This is a genomic window from Photobacterium rosenbergii (genome assembly GCF_003026455.1).
GTDB classification, from domain to species: domain Bacteria; phylum Pseudomonadota; class Gammaproteobacteria; order Enterobacterales; family Vibrionaceae; genus Photobacterium; species Photobacterium rosenbergii.
The window spans coordinates 13,205-40,137 of record NZ_PYMB01000034.1 but is presented as its reverse complement, the minus strand read 5'-3'; the positions used below and the strand labels follow the sequence as shown (position 1 = coordinate 40,137).

Genomic DNA, 26,933 nt, shown 5'->3' with positions numbered 1-26,933 from the left:
AATAAGAGTATGAAAGAAGACTAGAAAGAGTAAAAGAGAGAAAGAAAGACAGAAAGTCAGATAGAGAGAACCACAGAACCACAGAACCACAGAACCACAGAACCACAGAACCACAGAACCACAGAACCACAGAACCACAGAACCACAGAACCACAGAACCACAGAACCACAGAACCACAGAACCACAGAACCACAGAACCCCAAGAAAAAGAAAACCCAGCCAAAGGCTGGGTTTAGTAAAAAGCGAAGGGAGGGATTGTGGTTACAGTAGGGCTTTAACGGCCTCTGTGCTATCACACACACTTATCCCAGCCGCTTTCATCTCTATACAAGCCTGTTCAACAGTATCGGGTGCAATACCACGGCATGCTGCGAGATTGACGATCACTTGGAATTGGCCGGATGTTTGTAACTGCAAGGCTGTGGTTTTAACACAGTAGTCAGTAGCCAACCCACCAACCAAGACTGTTTTGACCGCTTTGGCTTGCAACCACTCGATGAGGCCAGTGCTTAGCTTCTCTTGAAGATCATGATAACAGGCACCGTAGGGGTGAAGATCAGGCTCGATCCCTTTCCAGATGACATGATCATACTCTGTCACCGCGGGAAGATCCGGGATCGTTTCAAATCCTACTGTGCCTGGAACAGCATGGCTGACCCAGGTTAAATCGGCATTGGGGTGATCCAAAGGAGAGAGCATCTTGTCGTGTGAGTCGACAACCCATACCGCATTGTGTGGATGGGCATCTTTCGTCAGTACACGAACGCTAGCTAATGCTGCTTGGCGATTTAACTCCGAGCCGATAGTGTCACCTTCGGCTACCGGTAGCTCGTTAGGGCATAGTGGAGTAAAGGTCTTTTGAGGATCTACATCTATAGCAGCAATAGTCATGGTCGTCTCTCTTACAGGATCTGGTTTAGGATATGATCGGCTTTAACCCGGCGGATACGTTTGATCAACTTACGCACCGGCGCAGGGTATACGTCGATTTTATCGATAAACTTATAGCTGCCCACAAGCTGGGTATGTTCAAGGATACGGTCGATCTCACCTTGTTTCTGCTCGGCCAGCAACTGCTGCTTGTCGTGAACCAGAATGGCATTTTCTAGATCTAGCTTCCAAGCCCGCGGATTAAGGTTGTTACCGGTGATCAGCATGTAGCTGCGGTCAACCCAAATCCCCTTGAGGTGGAAACTGTTGTCGTTATGCTTCCAGAGGTGGATAGCCAACTGGCGACGGGCTATCGCTCCTTCATTCTGCTTGGCGAAATTACGCAGGTTGACTTCATACAGGTATGGTAACCCTGCAATCGTCTTAAACGGTTCGCTAGGCGGAATGTAGAAGTCATTGGCAGTCTTGTCACCAACGACGATAGTCACCTTTACGCCACGGCGTAGTGCCCTTTTCACTTCTCGGCTAACACTACGCGGGAAGTTGAAGTAAGGAGTACAGATGATCAGTTCCTGCTGGGCACTGGCAATCAGGGTACAGATATGCTGGTTGAGCTTATTCTTGCGCTTGCCAAGACCGACCAGCGGAGTAAGACCTACCTCAGTATCTGCTACTTCTTCCGGTTCGAACTGGTAGCTGGCTTTCTGCAGCTGGTGACGCAGTTCCTTGATTGCCCCTTTAAGGTTTCGGGTATCAGGACGGTTAACCTGGCTGAGGCAGTTAACGGCATCACTATTGACCAGAGTGTCGACAATGAAATTAGCCATACTGTCTGCAAGCTGGCCATTGTGGATCACGTGATATCGGTCGTAGCGGTAGCGTTGGTGCTGGGCTAGATAGACATCATTGAGGCTTGCGCCGCTATAGATGATCTTGTCATCGACGACAAAGCCTTTGAGGTGCAGTACGCCAAAGACTTCGCGGTTACGAACTGGAACACCAAGAATTTCGATCTGGTGCTCATACTTTTCGGAGAACTCACGGTACAGCGCAGCATTACCGTCAGATTTGTCTGCGCCGATAAGCCCACGTTGGGCCCGGTGCCAATCTACCAGAACCTTGATATCAAGATCAGGGTTAGCCTGCTTGGCTTCATACAGTGCCGTGAGGATCCCACGTCCACCGTCGTCATCTTGTAGGTAGAGCGCAACTAGATAAATACGCGCTTTGGCATTGGAGATTTCTTGGTGGAGACGTTCACGGAACGATCCTGCATCGAGAAGGGTCTCTAAATCTTCTGGCTTGTGTGCAATACACGGCAGTTGCTCAATGCGTTGCTTGTTAGCAATAGCTGAATCCATTATCGCCTCGTTTACGCGACCTTAATAAGGATGAATCGGTTAGTTAAGAGCGCGATTATATCAGAAAAACACCACAGTCTATGTACTGCAAGCTTGGCATGGGTCACGTATGGCTCATTTCACGCTGCTACTTTGATCATAGAGCATGGGTGTCAGTGTTTTACCGCTTTGTCGGTAGCGGTTTATCCTTGTACGTAACGCTTCTGGCAATTGGTTGTCTGTAAGCGTTACAAAACCTGCAGATTGGTAAAACGACTCTAAATAGCTAAAAGCAAAGCAGTAGCATGGTTTTACCATAGTCTGGCTCTGACAGGCTGCGAGCAACTCTGCCCCTAGGCCTTGTGAACGCAAATCAGGATGGACAAGCATACCGGTCAGGAGCTGGAAGTCTTCAAATTGCTTGAACCTGACACAGGCCTGTATCCCCTTGTTATCCTCACCTATCCAGATGGCTTCATCCTTCTTGGCTTTCCCGGCCGGGTAATGTGTTTTGTAAAAACGGTTGATAAGTGGGAACCGTAATGGCTCTAGCGGGTGGAAACTAAGCTTGCTCATAGGGAAAACACTGCCAAGAAAGGATGAATCAGTTAAAATGCACCCCCTAGTATAAAGGTATGGATCAAAAGTCGCATGAAAGTTTTGCAGGATAGGTCACTAGCCCCGTTTCACACATTTGGCCTCGACGTGAAGGCCAGAGAAATTGTCATCGCCGAAACGGCGCAGGATTTGGTGTCTATCTGGCAAGACGAAAGCTACCGTGACATGCCTAAGCTGATCCTTGGTCAAGGTAGCAATATGCTATTTTGCGAAGACTTCGCCGGTGTAGTGGTGCTGAACCGGATCGCGGGCATAGAGGTGGAAGAAACTGCCGAAGATTTCTTGCTACATGTCGGTGCCGGGGAAGATTGGCATCAACTCGTGACTAAGACGATTGAAGATGGCATGCCGGGACTGGAGAACTTAGCCCTGATCCCCGGTTGTGTCGGTTCATCACCGATACAGAACATCGGTGCGTACGGGGTAGAACTCAAGGATGTCTGTGCCTACGTGGATACGGTGGAACTTACTACAGGCAAAACCCGCCGCCTCAGTACACAAGAGTGCCAGTTCGGATACCGCGATTCGATTTTTAAGCATGAGCTAAAAAACTCCCATGCGATTACTGCTGTAGGGGTGCGATTGCCAAAAGTATGGAAACCGGTGATCTCCTATGGCCCGCTAGCGAAATTTGAACCCACATCAGTGACGGCTGCCGAGATTCTGCAGGCAGTTTGTGACATCCGCCAAGCTAAATTGCCCGATCCAAAAGTGCTAGGTAACGCTGGGAGTTTCTTTAAAAACCCAGTGGTTGAGAGTCATGTTGTTGAGCACCTACTTGCACATTATCCTGCGATGCCGCATTATCCTCAATCCAACGGCATGGAAAAGCTTGCTGCCGGTTGGTTGATTGATCAGTGCCAGCTCAAAGGACACCAGATTGGTGGGGCGCGGGTCCATGATCAACAAGCTCTGGTATTGGTAAATTACCACCATGCCCAAATAGATGATGTTTTGCATCTGGCTCAATTTGTGGTGGACAGCGTGAAAGAGAAGTTCGGTATTGAACTGGAGCACGAAGTCCGCTTCATGGCGGAGGCAAAAGAAACGAAGCTGGCAGAGGTTGTTCGATGAAAGAGCACAGCACACGGCTTGCTCTGATTGCTAAGTTGGCAGACGGGCAATTCCACTCAGGCGAGGCCTTGGGGGAAGCCCTGGGGATCTCCCGGGCGGCAGTCAGTAAACATATTAAGGTTTTGCGTAGCTGGGGGATTGATATTTTCCGGCTTCAGGGCAAAGGCTATAGCCTAGCGACAAAACTGGAACTGCTTGATTGCGATACAATCTTGGCTCAGGTAAAGTGCCCGAGCCTAGAAGTGATCCCGGTGATTGACTCGACCAACCAGTATTTGCTCGACCGTATCGGTACGTTGCCCAAGGGGGCATCGTGCTTAGCAGAATACCAACAGGCAGGCCGGGGGCGCCGTGGACGTCAGTGGTTATCGCCATTTGGTAGCAACCTGTATCTGTCCATGTATTGGCGGCTTGATGCGGGTATTGCTGCGGCTATGGGGTTGAGCCTGGTAGTCGGGGTCGCTATCGCTGAAGCATTGGAATCGCTCGGCGCTGAAGGGATCAAGGTCAAATGGCCTAATGATCTTTACTACCAGGATAAGAAGTTGGCAGGCATCCTGGTAGAAATGTCAGGTCAGGCTGGGGAAGCGGCCCATCTGGTGATTGGTATGGGGCTCAATATCGCTATGCCGGAGTCAGAAGGCGAGGCGATCGAGCAATCATGGACCAACCTGAGTGAGGCTTGCGATAGCTTGCCTGCTCGGAATAAGCTTGCCGCGGCATTGGTAAATCGCTTATACGATGCCTTGAAAGATTATGAAGAAAGCGGGATGGAAGGCTTTACGTCCCGTTGGAATAGGCTGGATAACTTTTTGGACCGCCCTGTAAAGTTATTGATGGGAAACCGCGAAGTCGAAGGGATTGCTCGCGGGATCAATAACCAGGGGGCGTTATTACTGGAAACCGAGCAGGGGGTAACGCCTTATCTCGGTGGTGAAATCAGCCTTAGAGGTTGTTGATGCAAATTTTGATTGAAGCGGGCAACAGCTATGTAAAAGTTGCCCAACTATTTGAAGATGGTCATTTCACATTGCTCGGGCGCTACCCGAGCAAAAAACTGGAAATGGTTTTGGAGCCCTTACTGGAGAACGGAGTCACAAGGATTGTATTCGCCAGCGTCGGGCCGGTAGAAATTGATAACTCCCTACAGCGGATCTCGCAGTTAGCCAATATCCCCGTGATGCAGGTAAAGACACTGAGAAAAGATTTTGGTGTAAAGAATGCCTACAGCGAGTACCAATACCTAGGTGTCGATCGCTGGCTGACGCTGGTGGCTATCCGCCAGGAATTCAAAGCGCCGACCGTAATCGTGGATATCGGCACTGCGCTGACATTTGATGTTATGACGGAAGAGGGCAAGCACCTCGGCGGTTGGATAGCGCCTGGCTACCAACTGATGATGAAGTCGGTATTGGAAAATACCACCAAGGTTTTTGCCGACCGTGAGCATAGCGATACCCTTACGTTTGCCGACAATACTGCTGATGGTTTGAAAAACGGTTGTCGCGCCGCTCTGGTGGGGTTGATTGAGTATGGTTTGTCGCAAGCTCGCGAGAAGCTGAAAACCGAACCTAAAGTGATCCTCTGCGGAGGCGGTGTTCGTCACCTGCCACAGCACTGGGGCAAAGACTTCTGCCATCGCTCGGATTTAGTGCTGGAAGGCCTTGCTTTGTATGCAAAATGTCGGTGATGAGTGAATTTTCACCAACAAAACTCGAAATATAAAAAAATCGGGAAAAAGGTATTGCAAGGCTAGGGATAGTTCTCTAGAATGCGCAGCACTTACGCCGACTTAGCTCAGTAGGTAGAGCAACTGACTTGTAATCAGTAGGTCACCAGTTCGATTCCGGTAGTCGGCACCACTTTCTCCTAGATGAGTGAAAGTGCAAAAAAATTCTGGAGGGGTTCCCGAGTGGCCAAAGGGAGCAGACTGTAAATCTGCCGGCACTGCCTTCGATGGTTCGAATCCGTCCCCCTCCACCATTTTCTTAAGTAAAGAATAGCTTATCGAGTGACGAGTTTTGCGGGCATCGTATAATGGCTATTACCTCAGCCTTCCAAGCTGATGATGCGGGTTCGATTCCCGCTGCCCGCTCCACACTTCTTGTGTGCTGATATAGCTCAGTCGGTAGAGCGCACCCTTGGTAAGGGTGAGGTCGGCGGTTCAAATCCGCCTATCAGCACCACTCTCTCCTCAAGTGACTTCTTTTCTTTTGATATATACTCTACAAAACCCATGATTGGTTGTGTGGTCGTAATGCCACCAAATACCGTGCCTAGAGGGACTATCCATGTCTAAAGAAAAATTTGAACGTACTAAACCGCACGTTAACGTTGGTACTATCGGCCACGTTGACCACGGTAAAACTACTCTAACTGCTGCTATCTGTACTACTTTGTCAAAAGTATACGGTGGTGAAGCTAAAGACTTCGCATCTATCGATAACGCTCCAGAAGAGCGCGAGCGTGGTATCACAATCTCTACTTCTCACGTAGAGTACGATACTCCAACTCGTCACTACGCACACGTAGACTGCCCAGGACACGCCGATTACGTTAAAAACATGATCACTGGTGCTGCGCAGATGGACGGTGGTATCCTAGTTGTTGCTGCAACTGACGGCCCAATGCCTCAGACTCGTGAGCACATCCTACTAGGCCGTCAGGTTGGTATCCCTTACATCATCGTGTTCATGAACAAGTGTGACATGGTTGATGACGAAGAGCTTCTAGAGCTAGTTGAGATGGAAGTTCGTGAACTTCTTTCTGAGTACGAATTCCCAGGTGACGACTGCCCAGTAATCATGGGTTCTGCTCTTGGCGCTCTAAACGGCGAGAAAGAGTGGGAAGACAAGATTGTTGAGCTAGCTGAAGCACTAGACAACTACATCCCAGAGCCAGAGCGTGCGATCGACCGTCCGTTCATCCTACCTATCGAAGATGTATTCTCAATCCAGGGCCGTGGTACTGTTGTAACTGGTCGTGTTGAGCAGGGTATCATCACTGTAGGTGACGAAGTAGAAATCATCGGTATCAAAGAGACCACTACTACTACTTGTACTGGTGTTGAGATGTTCCGTAAGCTTCTTGACGAAGGCCGTGCTGGTGAGAACGTTGGTGTTCTTCTACGTGGCACTAAGCGTGACGAAGTTGAGCGTGGTCAGGTTCTTGCTAAGCCAGGTTCTATCACTCCGCACACTACTTTCGAGTCAGAAGTATACGTTCTGTCTAAAGACGAAGGTGGCCGTCACACGCCATTCTTCAAAGGCTACCGTCCACAGTTCTACTTCCGTACAACTGACGTAACTGGTACTATCGAGCTACCAGAAGGCGTTGAAATGGTTATGCCTGGCGACAACATCCAAATGGTTGTTACTCTAATCGCTCCAATCGCGATGGACGAAGGTCTACGCTTCGCAATCCGTGAAGGTGGCCGTACCGTTGGTGCTGGTGTTGTAGCTAAGATCGTTGAATAATATTTGACGACTAGGTACTAAAAAGGGCATCATTTGATGCCCTTTTTCTGCGCTGTTGCTTGGTTTTGCATATTTTTTGCTCAAGCCTGCAGAGAAACTTTTTATTATGATGAAGTTTTTTGTTTGTAATTAAGGCCTTAGTGCTTTCCTTCATTATCAGCCTCGCAAATGCGGGGTTATTTTCGTCTATATTGAGACTAGTTACAGGTTGGTTGTATGAAAGCGAATGCCGAAAACCAAAGCAGCTCCGGCGGTATGGACGGCCTTAAGTGGGTCGCTGTATTTGCTCTGCTAGCTGCCGCTGTGGTTGGTAATTACCTGTACAGTGATGTTTCTGTAGTGCTTCGCGCCGCTGCTGTTGTTGTCCTTGTGGCTGCAGCGGGTGGTGTTGCCGCACTTACAGCAAAAGGTAAAACCGCGATTGCGTTTGCCCGCGAATCGCGCATGGAAGTCCGCAAGGTAGTATGGCCTACTCGTCAGGAAGCTACGCAGACAACCTTTATCGTTTTAGCTGTCACTGTCATTATGGCGTTAGCCTTGTGGGGCATCGACGGCATCATGGTCCGTCTAGTCCGCCTAGTTACCGGTGTGTGAGGTAAGAGTTCATGAGCGAAGCTCCAAAAAAACGATGGTATGTAGTACAGGCCTTCTCTGGTTTTGAAGGTCGTGTAGCACAATCCCTACGTGAGCATATTAAAATGCACGGCATGGAAGAGTACTTTGAAGAAGTACTTGTCCCAACTGAAGAAGTTGTAGAAGTTCGTGCTGGCCAGCGCCGTAAGAGCGAGCGTAAGTTCTTCCCTGGCTATGTGCTGGTACAGATGGTGATGAACGATGAGACATGGCATCTGGTACGTAGTATCCCTCGTGTAATGGGGTTCATCGGCGGTACATCTGACCGTCCGGCTCCGATCTCTGATAAAGAGGCCGATGCTATTCTTAACCGTCTTGAGAAAGCAAGCGAATCACCTGTACACAAAACTGTGTTCGAACCAGGTGAAGTTGTTCGTGTTACTGACGGACCGTTCGCTGACTTCAACGGTGTGGTGGAAGAAGTCGATTACGACAAGAGCCGCCTGAAAGTATCGGTATCGATCTTCGGCCGTGCCACTCCAGTAGAATTGGAATTTGGCCAGGTTGAAAAAAGCTGATCAATAAATAGTCAGTTTTAGTTGTCAAGGGCGTGGAATTGGACTATAATTTCGCGCCCTTTCGTTAGACGGGGAGTCTACTTCTAGAGAGTAGACGTTTGAACCCAAATTAAGGTAAATAGCAATGGCTAAAAAAGTAGAAGCTTACATCAAGCTGCAAGTTGCAGCTGGTATGGCAAACCCAAGTCCACCGGTTGGTCCTGCACTAGGTCAGCACGGTGTGAACATCATGGAATTCTGTAAGGCGTTCAACGCTAAGACTGACTCAATCGAGAAAGGTCTACCGACTCCAGTTGTTATCACAGTATACAACGATCGTTCTTTCACGTTCATCACTAAGACTCCACCTGCTGCTGTTCTTCTTAAGAAAGCTGCTGGCGTTAAGTCTGGTTCTGGCCGTCCGAACACTGAGAAAGTTGGTACTGTAACTGACGCTCAGATCCAAGAGATCGCAGAAACTAAAGCTGCGGACATGACTGGTGCTGACATCGAAGCTATGAAGCGTTCGATTGCTGGTACTGCTCGTTCAATGGGTCTAGTGGTAGAGGGTTAAGACAATGGCAAAACTTACTAAACGTATGCGCGTAATTCGCGAGAAAGTTGATGTTAACCGCGAGTACGACATCAACGAAGCTGTTGCTCTTCTTAAAGAACTAGCTACTGCTAAATTTACTGAAAGCGTTGACGTTGCTGTTAACCTTGGCATCGATGCACGTAAATCTGACCAGAACGTTCGTGGTGCAACTGTACTACCAAACGGTACTGGCCGTGAAATCCGCGTAGCGGTATTCACTCAGGGTGCAAACGCTGAAGCTGCTAAAGAAGCTGGCGCTGACCTAGTAGGTATGGAAGAACTTGCTGCTCAGGTTAAGAAAGGCGAGATGAACTTCGACGTAGTTATCGCATCTCCAGATGCAATGCGCGTTGTAGGTCAGCTTGGTACTATTCTTGGTCCACGCGGTCTAATGCCAAACCCTAAAGTTGGTACTGTAACTCCTAACGTTGCTGAAGCTGTTAAGAACGCTAAAGCGGGTCAGGTTCGTTACCGTAACGACAAGAACGGCATCATCCACACTACTATCGGTAAAGTGGACTTCGACGCTGCTCAACTAAAAGAGAACCTAGAAGCTCTTCTAGTTGCTCTGAAGAAAGCTAAGCCTTCTTCAGCTAAAGGTACTTTCATCAAGAAAGTTAGCATCTCTACCACTATGGGTGCAGGTGTAGCGCTAGACCAGAATACTCTGGAAACTAACGCACAGTAATTTGCAGAATCGGCAAATTAGTGTATAATTTGCCGCTTCCGAATTCATGGCTAAGGCTGTTGCCTCGGTAACAGCCTTCGTCAAAGACCGTAGGCGTCAACTCCTAGAGCTGACTTAATATCACCTACGTAGACGGTGCCAGAACATGATTGATGTAATATCTTTCTTGGATCTGCGCCGTAAAAACTCTCCTGCCATACTGGCAGTGAGTGGTGTATTGTCCGGGGGAACCCGGCTTAATCCAGGAGCAAATCCAATGGCATTGAACCTTCAAGACAAAAAAGCAATTGTTGCTGAAGTCAACGAAGCTGCCAATGGTGCCCTGTCTGCAGTTGTTGCTGACTCTCGTGGCGTTGCTGTGGGTGCGATGACTTCTCTACGTAAACAAGCTCGTGAAAACGGCGTTTACCTGAAAGTTGTTCGTAACACACTAGCTCGTCGTGCAGTGGAAGGTACTGATTTCGAATGTCTTACTGAGACTTTCGTAGGTCCTACACTGATCGGTTTCTCTAACGAGCACCCAGGTGCTGCAGCGCGTCTTTTCAAAGACTTCGCTAAAGAGAACAAAGATTTCGAGATCAAAGCAGCTGCATTCGAAGGCGCTGTTGCTGACGTTGAAGTACTAGCAACTCTACCAACATACGACGAAGCGATTGCACGCCTAATGATGTGCATGAAAGAAGCGTCTGCTGGTAAGCTGGTACGTACTATCGCAGCTGTTCGCGATCAGAAAGAAGAAGCTGCGGCTTAATAGCCCTTGCTTTTCACTGATTGCTATTTAAACTAATTGTTGACTTTTAAAGAGAATTGTTATGTCTATCACTAACGAGCAAATCCTAGACGCAGTTGCAGAAATGTCTGTAATGCAGGTTGTTGAGCTAATCGAAGCTATGGAAGAAAAATTCGGCGTTACAGCTGCAGCAGCAGTAGTAGCGGGCGGCGCAGCTGCAGAAGCAGCTGAAGAGCAAACTGAATTTGACGTAATCCTAACAGCTGCTGGTCCTAACAAAGTTGCGACTATCAAAGCTGTACGTGGCGCGACTGGCCTAGGTCTTAAAGAAGCTAAAGCTCTAGTAGACGGCGCTCCAGCTCCACTTAAAGAAGCTGTAGACAAAGCTGAAGCTGAAGCTCTTAAAGCTCAGCTAGAAGAAGCTGGTGCTTCTGTTGAAGTTAAGTAATAATTACTTAATTTCTTAGCCTTAATTGGCTAATGGCTGGTGGCTAAAAAGCCACCGGCCTTTTTGCGCTGTAGGGTAGTGGTGTTTTCACATTGTTTTGCGACCACTCTCCATGCAAAAAACAGTCCTGCTCTCGCGGAGCTGTTCCTACAAAAACAGTGTTATTAGTCACTGCTCCTCGTTTTGAGCAGTTTGGATCACTTATCAGCGATCTGAGGAACCTATGGTTTACTCTTATACCGAGAAAAAGCGTATCCGTAAGGATTTTGGTAAGCGTCCACAAGTTTTGGATGTACCATACTTGCTGTCGATCCAGCTTGAGTCTTTTAAAAAGTTCATCGAGCAGGATCCAGAAGGGCATTACGGTCTAGAAGCTGCCTTTCGTTCTGTTTTTCCAATTCAGAGCTATAACGGCAATTCCGAGCTGCAATACGTTAGCTATCGTCTCGGTGAGCCGGTCTTCGATGTTAAAGAATGTCAGATTCGTGGCGTAACATACTCTGCACCACTTCGTGTGAAGCTTCGTCTTGTCATGTACGATAAAGACGCGCCAGCTGGCACAGTCAAAGACATTAAAGAACAAGAAGTTTACATGGGCGAAATTCCGCTCATGACAGATAACGGTACATTCGTTATTAACGGTACCGAGAGGGTTATCGTATCCCAGCTACATCGTAGCCCGGGTGTTTTCTTCGACAGCGATAAGGGTAAGACCCACTCCTCAGGTAAAGTGCTTTATAACGCACGCGTAATCCCATACCGTGGTTCATGGTTGGATTTCGAATTTGATCCTAAGGATAACGTATTCGTACGTATCGACCGTCGTCGTAAGCTTCCTGCTTCAATCATCCTGCGCGCGCTAGGTTACACCACCGAGCAGATCCTTGACATGTTCTTCGAGAAAGTAAACTTCGAAGTACAGGGCAAGTCTCTTGTGATGGAACTGGTACCTGAGCGTCTACGCGGTGAAACCGCCAGCTTCGATATCGAAGCCAACGGCAAGGTTTACGTTGAGCAAGGCCGCCGTATTACCGCTCGCCATATCCGCCAGCTAGGTAAAGACGGTGTTGACCACATCGAAGTCCCTGTTGAATACATCGTGGGTAAAATCGCATCACGTGATTACGTGAACGAGGAAACCGGCGAGTTGATCGCAGCAGCTAACCAGGAACTAAGCCTGGAAACACTAGCTCTGCTATCTCAGGCAGGTTACAAATCTCTAGAAGTTCTATTTACGAACGATCTAGATTTCGGTCCGTACATGTCTGACACCATCCGTGTCGACAGCACGACTGACCGTCTAAGCGCACTGGTAGAAATCTACCGCATGATGCGCCCGGGCGAGCCACCAACGCGTGAAGCAGCAGAACAGCTTTTCGAAAGCTTGTTCTTCACTGAAGATCGCTACGATCTATCAGCTGTGGGCCGTATGAAGTTCAACAGCTCGCTAGGTCGTGAAGAGTCTACAGGTCAGGGTACCCTAGACCACGCAGACATCATCGATGTAATGCGTCGTCTGATCGATATCCGTAACGGTAAAGGTGAAGTTGATGATATCGACCACCTTGGTAACCGTCGTATTCGTTCTGTAGGCGAAATGGCTGAAAACCAATTCCGAGTTGGTCTGGTACGTGTTGAGCGTGCTGTTAAAGAACGCCTAAGCCTTGGCGATCTAGACGCAGTAATGCCTCAAGACCTAATCAATGCCAAGCCAATTTCTGCGGCAGTAAAAGAGTTCTTTGGCTCTTCTCAGCTGTCTCAGTTTATGGACCAGAACAACCCACTGTCAGAAGTTACTCACAAACGTCGTATCTCGGCGCTTGGCCCAGGTGGTCTGACTCGTGAGCGTGCTGGCTTTGAGGTTCGAGACGTACACGCGACCCACTACGGTCGTCTATGTCCGATCGAAACGCCGGAAGGTCCAAACATCGGTCTGATCAACTCACTGTCAGCATTTGCTCAGTGTAACCCTTACGGCTTCTTGGAAACTCCATACCGTAAAGTGATCGACGGCAAGGTAACCGAAGAAATCGACTACCTATCTGCTATCGAAGAAGGCCATTACGTAATCGCTCAGGCGAACGCCGCGCTTAACGAAGACGGCTCTTTCGCTGACGAACTGATCACTGCCCGCCAGAAGGGTGAATCAGGTCTGCACCCACGTGACCATGTCCAGTACATGGACGTTGCAACCAACCAGGTTGTATCGGTGGCTGCTTCTCTGATCCCGTTCCTAGAGCACGATGATGCGAACCGTGCCCTTATGGGTGCGAACATGCAGCGTCAGGCAGTTCCTACTCTACGTGCTGACAAGCCGCTAGTAGGTACAGGTATCGAGCGTAACGTAGCGGTTGACTCCGGTGTTACAGCCGTAGCTAAACGTGGCGGTATGGTTCAGTCAGTAGATGCTTCTCGTATCGTTATCAAGGTTAACGAAGACGAGTTGGTACCAGGCGAAGCGGGTATCGACATCTACAACCTGACCAAGTACACCCGTTCTAACCAGAACACATGTATCAACCAGCGTCCAACTGTGATGCCGGGTGAGCCTGTTGCTCGTGGTGACGTACTAGCTGACGGTCCATCTACCGACCTTGGTGAACTAGCTCTTGGCCAGAACATGCGTATCGCGTTCATGCCTTGGAACGGTTACAACTTCGAGGATTCCATCCTTGTATCTGAGCGTGTTGTACAGGAAGACCGCCTGACAACTATCCACATCCAAGAGCTATCTTGTGTGGCGCGTGATACTAAGCTAGGTGCGGAAGAAATCACTGCCGATATCCCGAACGTGGGTGAAGCAGCGCTATCTAAGCTGGATGAGTCAGGTATCGTTTACATCGGTGCTGAAGTTAAGGGTGGCGACATCCTAGTTGGTAAGGTGACACCTAAGGGTGAAACTCAGCTAACTCCTGAAGAGAAGCTACTACGTGCTATCTTCGGTGAGAAAGCGTCTGACGTGAAAGACTCTTCTCTACGCGTACCTAACTCTGTGTCTGGTACTATCATCGACGTTCAGGTCTTTACCCGTGACGGCGTTGAGAAAGACAAGCGTGCGCTAGAAATCGAAGAGATGCAGCTGAAAGAAGCTAAGAAAGACATCACTGAAGAATTCCAGATCCTTGAGGGTGGTCTTCTTGCACGTGTTCGTACTCTTCTTCTTGCCGCTGGTTACAGCGAAGACAAACTGTCTTCAATGGACCGCGAGAAGCTGTTCGCACAGACTCTTGATGACGAAGCACAGCAGAACCAGCTTGAGCAGCTAGCCGAGCAGTACGACGAGCTGAAAGCTGAGTTCGATAAGAAATTTGAAACCAAGCGCCGTAAGATCACGCAGGGTGATGACCTAGCACCGGGTGTCCTTAAGATTGTTAAGGTTTACCTAGCTGTTAAGCGTCGTATCCAGCCTGGTGATAAGATGGCGGGTCGTCACGGTAACAAGGGTGTAATCTCGAAGATTTGTCCTGTTGAAGACATGCCGTACGACGAAAAAGGTCAGACAGTAGACATCGTACTTAACCCGCTGGGTGTACCGTCTCGTATGAACATCGGTCAGATCCTGGAGACTCACTTGGGTCTTGCAGCGAAAGGTATCGGTGACAAGATCAACGAGATGCTTAAGCAGCAGCAGGAACTACACCAGTTCCGTAACTTCCTGCAGAAAGTGTACGATCTGGGCGACACGCGCCAGAACGTAGACATTGCCGCACTAAGCGATGATGAAGTACGTACTCTGATCGGTAACCTGCGTAACGGTCTACCAATCGCGACACCTGTCTTCGACGGTGCGCCAGAAGCGTCGATCAAAGAACTTCTGAAATTGGGTGACCTACCAGAATCAGGTCAGCTGACTCTGTTTGATGGCCGTACTGGTGACAAGTTTGAGCGTCCTGTAACTGTAGGTTACATGTACATGCTGAAACTGAACCACTTGGTTGATGACAAGATGCATGCCCGTTCTACCGGTTCTTACAGCCTTGTTACTCAGCAGCCGCTGGGTGGTAAAGCTCAGTTCGGTGGTCAGCGTTTCGGTGAGATGGAAGTGTGGGCACTAGAAGCATATGGTGCCGCATACACCCTACAGGAAATGCTAACTGTTAAGTCGGATGACGTTAACGGCCGTACGAAGATGTACAAGAACATCGTCGATGGCGACCATCGTATGGAACCTGGTATGCCGGAATCGTTCAACGTATTGTTGAAAGAAATCCGCTCGTTGGGTATCAACATCGAGCTGGAAGACGAATAAGCCTCGGTTCATACCAAGATTTATTAGTTACTCCGGTATAAATATGAAGGCGCCAGCAGACTGGCGCCTTTATGGGTCAACTCCTCACAGGAGCCGAATGTGAAAGACTTACTTAAGTTTCTGAAAGCACAACACAAGACTGAAGAATTTGATGCAATCAAAATCGGTCTTGCTTCACCAGACATGATCCGTTCATGGTCTTTCGGTGAAGTTAAAAAACCAGAAACCATCAACTACCGTACTTTTAAGCCTGAGCGTGACGGTCTTTTCTGTGCACGTATCTTTGGCCCGGTAAAAGACTACGAGTGTCTTTGTGGCAAGTACAAGCGCCTGAAGCACCGTGGTGTTATCTGTGAAAAATGTGGTGTAGAAGTAACTCAGACTAAAGTGCGTCGTGAGCGCATGGGTCACATTGAGCTAGCTTCTCCTGTAGCCCACATCTGGTTCCTTAAGTCACTGCCATCTCGTATCGGTCTGTTAATGGACATGCCGCTACGTGACATCGAGCGTGTACTTTACTTTGAATCTTACGTGGTAATCGAACCAGGTATGACCAACCTTGAGCGTAGCCAGCTGCTGTCTGAAGAACAGTACCTGGATGCACTTGAAGAGTGGGGCGACGAGTTCGACGCGAAGATGGGTGCAGAAGCCGTTCAAGCACTTTTGGGCAATATGGACCTGAATGCTGAAATCGAGCTGATGCGCGAAGAGCTAGAAGAAACTAACTCTGAAACCAAGCGTAAGAAGCTAACCAAGCGTCTTAAGTTGGTAGAAGCATTCCTACAGTCAGGTAACAACCCAGAGTGGATGATCCTGTCTGTACTGCCAGTACTTCCGCCGGACCTACGTCCGTTGGTACCGCTAGATGGTGGTCGTTTCGCAACTTCAGATCTGAACGATCTGTACCGTCGCGTTATCAACCGTAACAACCGTCTGAAGCGTCTACTGGACCTAGCAGCCCCTGACATCATCGTTCGTAATGAAAAACGTATGCTGCAGGAGTCTGTTGATGCATTGCTTGATAACGGTCGCCGTGGCCGCGCTATCACAGGTTCGAACAAGCGTCCTCTGAAATCTTTGGCTGACATGATCAAAGGTAAGCAGGGTCGTTTCCGTCAGAACCTACTTGGTAAGCGTGTAGACTACTCAGGTCGTTCTGTTATCACCGTAGGTCCATACCTACGCCTGCACCAGTGTGGTCTTCCTAAGAAGATGGCACTTGAGCTATTCAAACCATTTATCTACGGCAAGCTAGAGACTCGTGGTCTGGCGACAACGATCAAAGCTGCTAAGAAGATGGTAGAGCGCGAAGAAGCGGTTGTTTGGGATATCCTGGACGAAGTGATCCGCGAACACCCAGTAATGCTTAACCGTGCACCAACACTGCACCGTTTGGGTATCCAGGCATTCGAACCAGTACTAATCGAAGGTAAAGCGATTCAGCTTCACCCACTAGTGTGTGCGGCATATAACGCCGACTTCGATGGTGACCAGATGGCGGTACACGTACCTCTAACTCTGGAAGCACAGCTAGAAGCACGTGCGCTGATGATGTCTACCAACAACATCCTTTCACCAGCATCTGGTGATCCGATCATCGTACCTTCTCAGGACGTTGTATTGGGTCTTTACTACATGACTCGTGAAAAGATCAACGCGAAAGGCGAAGGCATGTACCTTGAAGGTCCTGCTGAAGCTGAAAAAGCATACCGTACAGGTAATGCTGAGCTACACGCTCGCGTTAAGGTTCGTATCACTGAACACCACGCTGATGAGCAAGGCAACCTAGTTGCTGACACCAAGCTGGTTGATACGACTGTTGGTCGTGCAATGCTATGGACAATCGTACCGAAAGGTCTGCCATACAGCCTTGTTAACACTGAAGCTCTAGGTAAGAAGCAGATCTCTAAACTGCTTAACACCTGTTACCGTGAGCTGGGCATGAAAGATACTGTTATCTTCGCTGACCAGATCATGTACACAGGTTTTGCTTACGCGGCACTATCTGGTGTTTCTGTTGGTATCGACGACATGGTTGTACCAGAAGCGAAATACACCAAGATCGCCGAAGCTGAAGCTGAAGTTGCTGAAATCCAGGAGCAGTTCCAGTCAGGTCTTGTTACCGCGGGCGAGCGTTACAACAAAGTTATCGATATCTGGGCAACAGCCAACGAGCAGGTTGCTAAGGCGATGATGGATAACCTGTCTTTCGACACTGTTATCAACCGTGACGGCGAAGAAGAGCAGCAGAAATCGTTCAACAGCGTATACATGATGGCCGACTCAGGTGCTCGTGGTTCTGCAGCACAGATTCGTCAGCTAGCGGGTATGCGTGGTCTGATGGCTAAGCCGGATGGCTCAATCATCGAAACACCGATCACGGCGAACTTCCGTGAAGGTCTGAACGTACTTCAGTACTTCATCTCTACTCACGGTGCTCGTAAGGGTCTAGCCGATACCGCACTTAAGACTGCGAACTCCGGTTACCTAACACGTCGTCTAGTAGACGTTGCTCAGGACGTAGTAATCACGTCTGATGACTGTGGCACTCACGAAGGTATCACCATGATGCCTCTGATCGAGGGTGGTGACGTTAAAGAGCAACTTGGTGATCGCGTTCTTGGCCGTGTGGTTGCAGAAGACGTTATCAAGCCAGGTACAGACGAAGTTCTAGCGCCTCGTAACACGCTTCTTGATGAGAAGTGGTGTGAGATCCTAGAAGCGAACTCTGTTGACCAGGTGAAAGTACGTTCTGTGGTTACCTGTCAGAATGACTTCGGTTGTTGTAAGAACTGTTACGGTCGTGACCTTGCACGTGGTCACCTAGTGAACCAAGGTGAAGCGGTTGGTGTTGTTGCAGCACAGTCAATCGGTGAACCGGGTACACAGCTGACGATGCGTACGTTCCACATCGGTGGTGCGGCATCTGCAGCAGCGGCTGAGAACAGCATTCAGGTTAAGAACACAGGTTCTCTGAAACTGCACAATGCTAAGTTCGTAACCAACAACGAAGGCAAGCTAGTAATTACTTCTCGTGCCTCAGAAATGAGCGTTATCGATGAATTCGGTCGTACGAAAGAGAACTACAAACTGCCATACGGTTCTCACCTGACTAAAGGTGACGGCGCAGAAGTAACAGCTGGTGAAGTTGTTGCTAACTGGGACCCGCACACAATGCCAATCATCACCGAAGTAGCTGGTCGTATCCAGTTCGTTGATCTGATTGATGGTGTGACTGTTTCTCGTCAGACTGATGAGCTAACGGGTCTGTCTATGATTACCGTACTAGACGCTGCAGAGCGTACCGGTGCAGGTAAAGACATGCGTCCAACCGTTAAGTTGGTTGACGAAAACGGTAACGATGTAATGATCGCCGGCACTGAAATGCCAGCTCAGTACTTCCTACCGGGTAAAGCAATCATCCAGCTAGAAGACGGCGCAATGGTTGGTATCGGTGATACGCTAGCACGTATCCCACAGGCATCTGGCGGTACGAAAGATATCACCGGTGGTCTACCACGAGTTGCTGACCTATTCGAAGCACGTAAGCCTAAAGAGCCTGCGATCCTTGCTGAAATCACTGGTACCGTATCGTTCGGTAAAGAGACTAAAGGTAAGCGTCGTCTGATCATCACACCTGCAGAAGGTAACGCATACGAAGAAATGGTTCCTAAGTGGCGCCAGTTGAACGTATTCGAAGGTGAGAAGGTTGAGAAGGGTGATGTAATCGCCGATGGTCCAGAGGCTCCACACGATATCCTACGTCTGCGTGGCGTTCACGCCGTTGCAGAGTACATCGTGAACGAGGTTCAGGAAGTTTACCGTCTACAGGGCGTTAAGATTAACGATAAGCACATCGAGACTATCGTTCGTCAGATGCTACGTAAGGCAACTATCCTGTCTTCTGGTGATTCTGAGTTCCTACCTGGTGAGCAGGTTGAGTTCTCTCGCGTCACTATCGCGAACCGTAAGCTAGAAGCTGAAGGCAAGCTACCAGCAACGTTTGAGCGTGATCTACTAGGTATCACCAAAGCGTCGCTTGCAACTGAGTCGTTCATCTCGGCAGCATCGTTCCAGGAAACAACTCGCGTACTAACAGAAGCTGCAGTTTCTGGTAAGCGTGATGACCTACGTGGCCTGAAAGAGAACGTAATCGTTGGTCGTCTGATCCCTGCTGGTACCGGTTTCGCGTACCACCAGAACCGTCAGCGCCAGCGTGATGCAGAGCTTGAGCCAGTTGCACCACAGGTAGATGCAGAGCAGGCATCGCAAGATCTTGCTGCGCTACTGAACGCAGGCCTAAGCGACGAAAACTAATCGTCAGCTAACGCATTGAATAAAAGGGTACCTTCGGGTGCCCTTTTTTATTGCCTGCGATTTGGGCTAGGGCCTGCCAGAAAGCAGATTAATGTATGAGAAGGGGAGAAGGGAAGTGGCTACGAGTGAGCGAAATACTGGGCTTTGCTTTTGCAGGATGCAGGAATAAGGCGTATAAAAGAATGGCCAGCCTGATCGGTGGATCAGGCTGGTGGCAGGTGAGGACAGGTAATGTGGCCTAGGCGCCCGGAGGGAAGGCTAGGCTCTCACTGATTAGTTCTATCAGTTTGTCCTCAAGGGCAAAGCGGATTTCAATCAGCTCGCCGATGGCAGATAGGTCGCTGTCAAAGTCTGGCAGCTCATCATCTTCACCCATGTCGGTATATTTGTCGCTGAAGTTCAGCAACGGGTCGGTGGTTTGGGTGATTTGTGCGTAAAGTTGGGAAATTTCTTCTGTGGGTGAATAGCCCGTCGCATTCCAGCGCTCCATGACCATATCGTAGATTTTGAAGTGGCCTTCGGAGATATAGTCGACCAATTGTTGGCTGAAAAGTTGGAGTTGAGAAGTGGTTGGAAGTTGGCGGTTATTACTTTCAAACGGGGGAAGTCCAGCTAACTTGCAGTAATCGATTAGCAATTGTTGCCGAGACATCAGCCAGTGGTCAATGACGTCACTGGTGCCGCCCCATTGTTTTTGTACTTGCTCGAATTTACTTAACATGACCATGCCCTCATGATCTACAGTACCGAGACAGGGTACTGGAAACAATACCTGTTAATCTCTTAAAAAAGAGAACCTTGAATTACGGATCCTTTTCCGTATTAACTTTAGATTGCCAGTAAAAACGATACCCTGCAAGGATGGATGTGACGTTGATGTTAAAAAAACAAGAAAAAGGCTATTGGTGCATAGTCAAAGATCGCCAGCTCTTCTTGGAGGATCAACAACTTCCACTCAAAGAGCCGTGCGAAGTAGGGTTTGATCTTGAAAATGTGGTGGAGGTTGGCCAATACCAAGGCTTCCCCGTTTACTGGCTCGAAGCGCCAGAGGGTATTGATGAAGCCGGGTTTGATAGCCTACGGGCACTGCTGACCATCGACGGTGAGTTGTTCAACCTTGCCGGGCGGGCTATCCAGTTATCGCATATGCTGCACTCTCAGCGCTTTTGCCCACAATGTGGTAGCGAATGTCAGATGGTCCATGCTGAGCTTGCTATGGCTTGTCAGGGATGCCACAGCCACCACTATCCACGGTTATCACCATGCGTCATTGTCGCGGTACGGAAACAGGACAAGATCCTGTTGGCCCAGCATCCGCGCCACAAAACCGGCATGTATACGGTCGTCGCAGGTTTTGTCGAAGCCGGGGAGACATTGGAGCAGTGTGTTGCCAGAGAGGTGTTGGAAGAGACCGGGATAGTTGTGACTAACATACGATATTTCGGTAGTCAGCCCTGGGCATTTCCGTCCAATTTGATGATGGGCTTTTTGGCGGACTACCAAAGTGGTGAGCTGAACCCGGATTATGCAGAACTTAGCGATGCGATTTGGGCGACAAAAGAGACTTTACCGGATCTCGCCCCGCCAGGAACGATTGCCAGGGCGTTGATTGAGCAGACTTTGGTATTAATGGAAGGGGATGAAGGCTAACAGCCATCGAGCCAGAATAAAAAAACCCTCCGCGAGGAGGGGTAAGGTGCAGTTATTTTGCCTTCTACGAGCAAAGTCATTGTTATTATTGCTAGCGCGCAGATTTTGTACCACGATAGGTCAGGAAGTCGCAAATCTGGTGACCAGATTGTTACTGTAAACTTGATCCGGTTAACAAATGGCCCCTTTTGTTGACCGCCCGGAGTGATACAATACGCGCATAATAAAATCATGGAGTCCTAAATGAGCGAACTAAAGAATGACCGCTACCTTCGCGCTTTATTGAAGCAGCCAGTCGATTGCACCCCGGTATGGATGATGCGTCAGGCAGGGCGTTACCTACCTGAATACCGCGCGACTCGCAGTGTAGCCGGTGACTTCATGTCGCTATGTAAAAATGCTGAGCTTGCCAGTGAGGTAACACTACAGCCTTTGCGCCGTTTCCCGCTTGATGCGGCGATCCTGTTCTCCGATATCCTGACCATCCCTGATGCGATGGGCTTGGGACTTTATTTTGAAGCCGGTGAAGGACCGAAATTTGAACGTCCTATCACCTGTAAGGCTGACGTCGATAAGATTGGCCTGCCAGATCCTGAAGGTGAACTGCAGTACGTGATGAATGCTGTTCGCCAGATCCGCAAGGACCTACAAGGTGAAGTGCCACTAATTGGCTTCTCAGGTAGCCCTTGGACACTGGCGACCTACATGGTTGAGGGCGGTAGCTCAAAGGCGTTCACCAAAATCAAGAAGATGATGTATGCCGAGCCGCAAACCCTGCACCTGTTGCTGGATAAACTGGCAGACAGCGTAGTTGAGTACCTGAACGCACAGATCAAGGCCGGTGCCCAGTCGGTAATGGTATTTGACACTTGGGGTGGCGTATTGACCCCGCGCGACTACAACGAGTTCTCGCTGCGCTACATGCACAAGATTGTCGATGGCCTGATCCGTGAAAACGACGGCCGCCGTGTGCCTGTGACACTATTTACCAAGAACGGTGGTATGTGGCTAGAGCAGATCGCTGCCACAGGCTGTGATGCCGTTGGCCTTGACTGGACCATCAATATTGCCGATGCCAAGAAGCGTGTGGGCGATAAAGTTGCCCTGCAGGGCAACATGGACCCATCAATGCTTTACGCCCAGCCTGAGCGTATCCGCCAGGAAGTTGCCACTATCCTTGAAGGGTTCGGTGATGGCGGTACTGGCCACGTGTTCAACCTAGGCCACGGTATCCACCTGGATGTGCCGCCAGAGAACGCAGGCGTGTTCGTTGACGCGGTACACGAGCTGTCAAAGCCATACCACAAATAAAAGCGGTCGAAAGCGGCGCTATGGTTCTAAGGCCCTGAGGGGTAAGTGTCGCACTATCGTATTAGAAAACAAAAATCCTCGGGTTAATCTCGGGGATTTTTTATGTCTATTTGATTGGAAGTAACTAGACAGTAAATAGCTGTAGCGGGATGTTTATTTACAGGTATGAAGTGAACATCATCTTGCACAGCACCACAGCACCACAGCACCACAGCACCACAGCACCACAGCACCACAGCACCACAGCACCACAGCACCACAGCACCACAGCACCACAGCACCGACGTTTCACATCTTCTCGAGATGCTGGTGGACATACTCGCGGATATACGGAACCACCTCTTCCTCGAACCACGGGTTTTTCTTCAGCCACAGGGTGTTGCGCGGCGAAGGGTGCGGCATCGGGATGAATTCTGGCGCCCAGTTGCGCCACGCTTTGACGGTTTCGGTCAGTGTCTTGGGTTTGTCCTTGAGGTAGCGCTGCTGGGCATACTGGCCAACTAGCAGGGTCATGCCGATATCAGGTAATAGCGGCCAGACTTGTGGGTGCCATTGTGGTGCACACTCGGGACGTGGGGGCAGGTCGCCAGATTTTCCACGACCGGGGTAGCACAATCCCATCGGCATGATGGCAATGTGTTCGGGGTTGTAGAAGGTTTCGCGGTCGAGCTCCAACCAGCGGCGGAGACGATCGCCGCTAGGGTCGTTCCACGGGATCCCGGTGTCATGAACCTTGGTACCCGGTGCCTGCCCTATGATCATCAAGCGAGCGTTGCTGGCGGCTTGGATGACCGGCCTTGGGCCTAGTGGGAGATGATCTTGGCAGATCGTGCACTGGCGTACTTGATCGAGCAGGTTATCAAGTTGTTGCTTGTCGGCTGAAGAACTCATATAAGCTCCGTGAAAGGCATCAGTAGCCTTGCTGAAAGTCTATGGCATAACGCAGCGGTTGTTGGCTGAGCCAACGCTGGGCATTATCGCGGAAAATAGCCATGACTTGGTGAGGGAAACTCTCCGCGGCAATGTGCGGGGTAATGGTAATAGTAGGATGTCGCCAAAACGGGTGGCTTTGGGGGAGTGGCTCCTGTTTGAAAACATCAAGAAAAGCGTGTGCGATTGCACCGCTGTCTAAGGCGCTGAGCAGGCCAGTTTCGCACAGGGCGTTGCCCCGCCCAACGTTGAACAACACTGCCTGGCGACAATGGTTCAGGCTGGTGGCATTGAGTATATCGTCGGTATCAGCCGTCGCCGGCAAGGTCGAAATCAGGAAGTCTGCCTTTTCAAGCGCCTGATTGAGCTTGGTAAGTGGAACAATAGTATCGAAAGCAGGCTCACCGGATTGGCCTGTACGATTGACCCCGATAAGCTCAAGCCCTAGGGCCTTAGCTGAGCGGGCGAGGTGGCTACCGATGCTGCCGGTACCCAGTACCACCATCGTCTTGCCGGCGAGGGAAGTGTAAGGGTGGGGCTGCCAGTGATTGGCCTGCTGTTGGCTTTGGTAGGTATTGAAATGGCGCTGGTGGGCGATAGTCCAACCCAGAACGTATTCACTGATCAACTGGCCGAAGCAACCACGGATATTGGTTAGGCTATAGTCCTGACGTAGGTTTGTTTTGGTCAAGGCATCGATGCCAGCAAAGGTTGATTGGATCCACTCAAGGGCCGGAAACTCGTCGAGCAGCGGTGCGACCTTTGGTGGATCGGCCAGCAAAATTGTGGCTTCTTTGGGTTGCTGGGTTAGTGTCAGCCCGGCTATTGGTTGCTCGGCCAGCAGGGTTTCATAGGCCGTTTGCTGGCGGGAGACAATCATCAGTTTATGCATCTTCGCTCCTTGGTGCTGGCACGGGGTTATCCGCGTTCCATGTATTGCAGTAGCAGGGGTATACAAGTAAGATCCGTGGCAAATCACAATTGCGGATTATCCCATGCTAAAGAATCCAGTTCAGCTCCGTTTAGAAAAATTAGAACCATGGCAACACATTACCTTTATGGTGTCACTGTGTGAACGAATGTATCCCAACTATGCGTTCTTCTGTCAGCAAACGGAGTTCGCGGATGAGCAGAAATACCGTTCGATTCTGGACAGTATCTGGGAAATTTTGACCGTAAAAACGGCTAAGATTAACTTCGAGAAGCAGCTAGAGAAACTCGAAGAGTTGGTACCGAATGCAGAAGACTACGATCTGTATGCGGTAAACCCAGCGATTGATGCCTGTGCGGCACTGGCTGATTTGCTTCATGCCATGCTGGACCGTGACCTGATGTTGGAAACATTGGCGAAGCTGAGCTCGCTGTCTGCTGCGACGGTGGCGGATCTTGAGTTGGCCCAGACCGGTGTTGAAATCACCAATGAAAACCAGAAAGAAAATGAAGCGGTATGTGCCGAGTGGGACATGCAATGGGCCATTTTCCGTGCGCTGAAAGAAGCTGAGCGTCGTGATATCGAGTTGATCAAAGGTCTGCGTCAGGAATTACGCGAAGATCCGGTCAGTAATATCGGTATCGAGTTATAAGCGACCTGCTTTGAATAGAGAAGGGCCCTGTGGGGCCTTTTTTTGTGCCTGATGGACTTGGCAATTTCCTACTGGGATAAAGCTATAGCGGTCACCGGCGGGGGTGTAATGGATTTGTGAAGTTTTAAATATTAATTAGTGGCTTAATTCTAAGTGATTTATCCTGGTTTGTTTGCAGGTGGCAATCCATTCCACTTATTTTGTTTTTCTGCTTGTATTGTTCCGCTACCGGCGTTTATAACAAAGGTGTCGCGGAAAACAGCTTGTTTTCCAGTTTTTTCCTGTCAGCTAGGACGAGTTATGCCAGTATCAGCTATCAACATTGCTGTTTCCTGCAAGGGCTTCAAAGTCGTTGCGGCTAGCCTGCTCCTCCTGCTCTCTCTGGGTCTTATCCGGGGCTGACAGGCCGCATCTCAATTTTCCTGTCAGCTTGAAGCGAAGCTGATAGGTCAATGTTCTCACCTGAATTTCCCTTAGTTTCCTTCAAGCCGACGCGGTAGAGGATAACTATGTTAAGTGCACGCAACATCGCCGCCTTGGGCTTTATGACTTTCGCTATGTACCTTGGTGCTGGCAACCTGATCTTCCCTCCGTTCCTTGGCTTACAGGCCGGAGAACACTTTATTTCCGGCATGGCGGGATTCTTGCTAACTGGGGTTGGTCTACCAGCACTGGCATTGGTGATGGTGGCGTTGGTTAATGGCTCCGATAACCTGACAGCGGCTCTGCCCAAGCCTGTTGCCACTGGCTTTTGGGTGATGGTGTTTATCGTAATTGGCCCTGCCTTTGTGATCCCGCGAGCCATTACTGTTGCCTACCAGTTTAGTTTTGCCCCCTTTGTTGGCGAGGCGGCGTTGCTGCCGTTCACTGTCGTATTCTGTTTGGCAGCGATTGTGTTTGCACTTTACCCTGGCAAGTTGGTCGATACGCTTGGCAAGTGGCTGACCCCGATGCTGGTGGTGATTCTATCTGTGCTGGCGGTAACTGCCTTCATGTCCCCGGCAGGTGAAACCTTGGCTGCAGTCGGGCCATATCAGGACAAAGCATTTGCCGAGGGGCTGACCCAAGGCTACATGACCATGGATGCGCTGGGTTCGATTGGCTTTGGCTGGATCATCTTCCGAGCAATCCGCGAAATGGGTGTGGAGTGCCCGAAAGCGACCGCCAAATACACCCTAATGGCTGCAGTCATGTATGCCGTGGCGATGGCCCTGGTATACCTGTCTTTGGCCTATATTGGCTCAACCAGTGCCAGCCTGGGGTCGTCTTTCGGCAATGGTGGCGAGATCCTGACGGCATTTACCCTGACCCACTTCGGTACCTTGGGTAGTGTCCTTTTGGGCGTCGTGATGATTTTGGCCTGCTTGACCACTGCGATTGGTGTTACCACCGCAGGGAGCGAGTTTTACAGCCGTACATTCCAGCCAGTGACTTACTCGCGCAGTGTATGGGTAACAATGATCGTTGCTGGGCTTGTGGCCAACCTTGGTTTGGATCAGCTGTTGGCGATCACCCTGCCGGTGGTTGTGGCCCTGCACCCCGTTGCCATTGCCCTGTTGGTCGTTGCCCCGTTGCGCCGCCGCTTGGCGACTCCGGCGGTGATGGCTGCGATAATCACGGCACTGGCCTTCGGCAGTGTGGATGCCTTGCATATCCTAGGCAAGATGCCTGCAGAGATGGATCATTGGTTAGCGCAATATTTACCGCTTTATAACGATTATGCAGGCTGGGTGGTCCCTAGCTTGGTGATGGTGGCGATAGGTGTTGTGGCGAGCAGGGCAACACGGCCTGTGTTGGCGGTACAACCTTGAATTAAAGTAGTGATGTGTTGAGAAAAGAGAAAGGGGCCATTAGGCCCCTTTCGTTATTATGCGGTTAGCAAGTGCGGCTATTTACCGCTGG

24 protein-coding genes and 4 tRNA genes are annotated in these 26,933 nt (G+C 49.8%); 20 read left to right on the top strand and 8 right to left on the bottom strand.

Features of this window, described 5'->3' with window-relative positions; genetic code table 11:
- Positions 1-262 precede the first annotated feature (262 nt).
- The 3 genes from C9J01_RS27430 to C9J01_RS27420 all read right to left on the bottom strand — a co-directional run bounded on the left by C9J01_RS27430 (position 263) and on the right by C9J01_RS27420 (position 2,808).
- The gene (locus C9J01_RS27430; RefSeq protein ID WP_107301240.1) at positions 263-892 is read right to left on the bottom strand and encodes a nicotinamidase; all 630 of its coding nucleotides are present in this window, start codon (positions 890-892) and stop codon (positions 263-265) included.
- An 11-nt stretch (positions 893-903) separates the two neighbouring features.
- Complete coding sequence (pssA, locus tag C9J01_RS27425; RefSeq protein ID WP_107301239.1) at positions 904-2,253, bottom strand: CDP-diacylglycerol--serine O-phosphatidyltransferase; 1,350 nt, start codon at positions 2,251-2,253, stop codon at positions 904-906.
- 114 nt (positions 2,254-2,367) lie between these two features.
- Entirely contained in the window at positions 2,368-2,808 is a 441-nt protein-coding gene (locus tag C9J01_RS27420) for a GNAT family N-acetyltransferase (RefSeq protein WP_107301238.1), read from the bottom strand.
- Between the two features lie 75 nt (positions 2,809-2,883).
- On the opposite strand from C9J01_RS27420, the gene murB reads away from it, so the two are divergent.
- The 16 genes from murB to rpoC all read left to right on the top strand — a co-directional run bounded on the left by murB (position 2,884) and on the right by rpoC (position 19,557).
- On the top strand, positions 2,884-3,924 hold the full coding sequence (murB, locus tag C9J01_RS27415) for a UDP-N-acetylmuramate dehydrogenase (RefSeq protein ID WP_107301237.1): 1,041 nt from the start codon (positions 2,884-2,886) through the stop codon (positions 3,922-3,924).
- Positions 3,921-4,883 carry a bifunctional biotin--[acetyl-CoA-carboxylase] ligase/biotin operon repressor BirA gene (birA, locus tag C9J01_RS27410; protein ID WP_107301236.1) on the top strand — a complete coding sequence of 321 codons (963 nt, stop codon included), beginning with the start codon at positions 3,921-3,923 and terminating at the stop codon, positions 4,881-4,883. Before murB ends, birA begins: the two co-directional genes overlap by 4 nt.
- Positions 4,883-5,614 (top strand): type III pantothenate kinase, encoded by a 732-nt coding sequence (locus tag C9J01_RS27405; RefSeq protein ID WP_107301235.1) that lies wholly within the window; start codon positions 4,883-4,885, stop codon positions 5,612-5,614. Before birA ends, C9J01_RS27405 begins: the two co-directional genes overlap by 1 nt.
- A 96-nt stretch (positions 5,615-5,710) precedes the next feature.
- A tRNA-Thr gene (locus tag C9J01_RS27400) sits at positions 5,711-5,786 on the top strand.
- Between the two features lie 36 nt (positions 5,787-5,822).
- Positions 5,823-5,907 (top strand) — tRNA-Tyr (locus tag C9J01_RS27395).
- A 40-nt stretch (positions 5,908-5,947) separates the two neighbouring features.
- A tRNA-Gly gene (locus tag C9J01_RS27390) sits at positions 5,948-6,022 on the top strand.
- Between the two features lie 12 nt (positions 6,023-6,034).
- Positions 6,035-6,110: transfer RNA gene (locus C9J01_RS27385), tRNA-Thr, on the top strand.
- Between the two features lie 105 nt (positions 6,111-6,215).
- The gene (gene tuf, locus C9J01_RS27380; RefSeq protein WP_107301234.1) at positions 6,216-7,400 is read left to right on the top strand and encodes an elongation factor Tu; all 1,185 of its coding nucleotides are present in this window, start codon (positions 6,216-6,218) and stop codon (positions 7,398-7,400) included.
- A gap of 216 nt (positions 7,401-7,616) precedes the next feature.
- The gene (gene secE, locus C9J01_RS27375; RefSeq protein WP_107301233.1) at positions 7,617-7,994 is read left to right on the top strand and encodes a preprotein translocase subunit SecE; all 378 of its coding nucleotides are present in this window, start codon (positions 7,617-7,619) and stop codon (positions 7,992-7,994) included.
- A gap of 11 nt (positions 7,995-8,005) precedes the next feature.
- On the top strand, positions 8,006-8,551 hold the full coding sequence (nusG, locus tag C9J01_RS27370; RefSeq protein WP_039458779.1) for a transcription termination/antitermination protein NusG: 546 nt from the start codon (positions 8,006-8,008) through the stop codon (positions 8,549-8,551).
- A 124-nt stretch (positions 8,552-8,675) separates the two neighbouring features.
- Positions 8,676-9,104 carry a 50S ribosomal protein L11 gene (gene rplK / locus C9J01_RS27365; RefSeq protein WP_007462791.1) on the top strand — a complete coding sequence of 143 codons (429 nt, stop codon included), beginning with the start codon at positions 8,676-8,678 and terminating at the stop codon, positions 9,102-9,104.
- Positions 9,105-9,108: 4 nt separating this feature from the next.
- A complete protein-coding gene (rplA, locus tag C9J01_RS27360) occupies positions 9,109-9,813 on the top strand; it encodes a 50S ribosomal protein L1 (RefSeq protein ID WP_107301232.1) in 705 nt (234 codons plus the stop codon).
- A 256-nt stretch (positions 9,814-10,069) separates the two neighbouring features.
- Positions 10,070-10,564 (top strand): 50S ribosomal protein L10, encoded by a 495-nt coding sequence (rplJ, locus tag C9J01_RS27355; RefSeq protein ID WP_036817332.1) that lies wholly within the window; start codon positions 10,070-10,072, stop codon positions 10,562-10,564.
- Positions 10,565-10,625: 61 nt separating this feature from the next.
- Entirely contained in the window at positions 10,626-10,991 is a 366-nt protein-coding gene (gene rplL / locus C9J01_RS27350; protein WP_107301231.1) for a 50S ribosomal protein L7/L12, read from the top strand.
- Positions 10,992-11,214: 223 nt separating this feature from the next.
- The gene (gene rpoB / locus C9J01_RS27345; protein ID WP_107301230.1) at positions 11,215-15,240 is read left to right on the top strand and encodes a DNA-directed RNA polymerase subunit beta; all 4,026 of its coding nucleotides are present in this window, start codon (positions 11,215-11,217) and stop codon (positions 15,238-15,240) included.
- A gap of 99 nt (positions 15,241-15,339) precedes the next feature.
- Positions 15,340-19,557: a DNA-directed RNA polymerase subunit beta' gene (rpoC, locus tag C9J01_RS27340; RefSeq protein ID WP_107301229.1), complete on the top strand. Its 4,218-nt coding sequence runs from the start codon at positions 15,340-15,342 to the stop codon at positions 19,555-19,557.
- Positions 19,558-19,795: 238 nt separating this feature from the next.
- Here the strand turns inward: rpoC and rsd are convergent, their stop codons facing one another.
- Positions 19,796-20,278 (bottom strand): sigma D regulator, encoded by a 483-nt coding sequence (gene rsd / locus C9J01_RS27335; RefSeq protein WP_107301228.1) that lies wholly within the window; start codon positions 20,276-20,278, stop codon positions 19,796-19,798.
- A gap of 155 nt (positions 20,279-20,433) precedes the next feature.
- On the opposite strand from rsd, the gene nudC reads away from it, so the two are divergent.
- Complete coding sequence (gene nudC / locus C9J01_RS27330) at positions 20,434-21,207, top strand: NAD(+) diphosphatase (RefSeq protein WP_107301227.1); 774 nt, start codon at positions 20,434-20,436, stop codon at positions 21,205-21,207.
- Positions 21,208-21,450: 243 nt separating this feature from the next.
- Positions 21,451-22,518 (top strand): uroporphyrinogen decarboxylase, encoded by a 1,068-nt coding sequence (gene hemE / locus C9J01_RS27325; RefSeq protein WP_107301226.1) that lies wholly within the window; start codon positions 21,451-21,453, stop codon positions 22,516-22,518.
- A 157-nt stretch (positions 22,519-22,675) separates the two neighbouring features.
- Here hemE and C9J01_RS30115 read toward each other — a convergent pair whose 3' ends face one another.
- The 3 genes from C9J01_RS30115 to C9J01_RS27315 are packed head-to-tail and all read right to left on the bottom strand — an operon-like array spanning position 22,676 to position 24,340.
- Entirely contained in the window at positions 22,676-22,810 is a 135-nt protein-coding gene (locus C9J01_RS30115; protein WP_272898741.1) for a hypothetical protein, read from the bottom strand.
- Positions 22,807-23,409, bottom strand: coding sequence for a uracil-DNA glycosylase family protein (locus C9J01_RS27320; RefSeq protein ID WP_107301225.1), 603 nt, complete (start codon positions 23,407-23,409; stop codon positions 22,807-22,809). The genes C9J01_RS30115 and C9J01_RS27320 overlap by 4 nt, the downstream gene beginning before the upstream one ends.
- Positions 23,410-23,428: 19 nt before the next feature.
- Entirely contained in the window at positions 23,429-24,340 is a 912-nt protein-coding gene (locus C9J01_RS27315; protein WP_107301224.1) for a D-2-hydroxyacid dehydrogenase, read from the bottom strand.
- Between the two features lie 103 nt (positions 24,341-24,443).
- Between C9J01_RS27315 and C9J01_RS27310 the strand changes: the two genes are divergently transcribed.
- Entirely contained in the window at positions 24,444-25,031 is a 588-nt protein-coding gene (locus C9J01_RS27310) for a YjaG family protein (protein WP_107301223.1), read from the top strand.
- Between the two features lie 309 nt (positions 25,032-25,340).
- On the opposite strand, the gene C9J01_RS29705 is transcribed toward C9J01_RS27310, so the two are convergent.
- The gene (locus tag C9J01_RS29705; protein ID WP_158264601.1) at positions 25,341-25,493 is read right to left on the bottom strand and encodes a hypothetical protein; all 153 of its coding nucleotides are present in this window, start codon (positions 25,491-25,493) and stop codon (positions 25,341-25,343) included.
- A gap of 47 nt (positions 25,494-25,540) precedes the next feature.
- Between C9J01_RS29705 and brnQ the strand changes: the two genes are divergently transcribed.
- Positions 25,541-26,842, top strand: coding sequence for a branched-chain amino acid transport system II carrier protein (gene brnQ, locus C9J01_RS27305; RefSeq protein ID WP_107301222.1), 1,302 nt, complete (start codon positions 25,541-25,543; stop codon positions 26,840-26,842).
- Positions 26,843-26,933 lie beyond the last annotated feature (91 nt).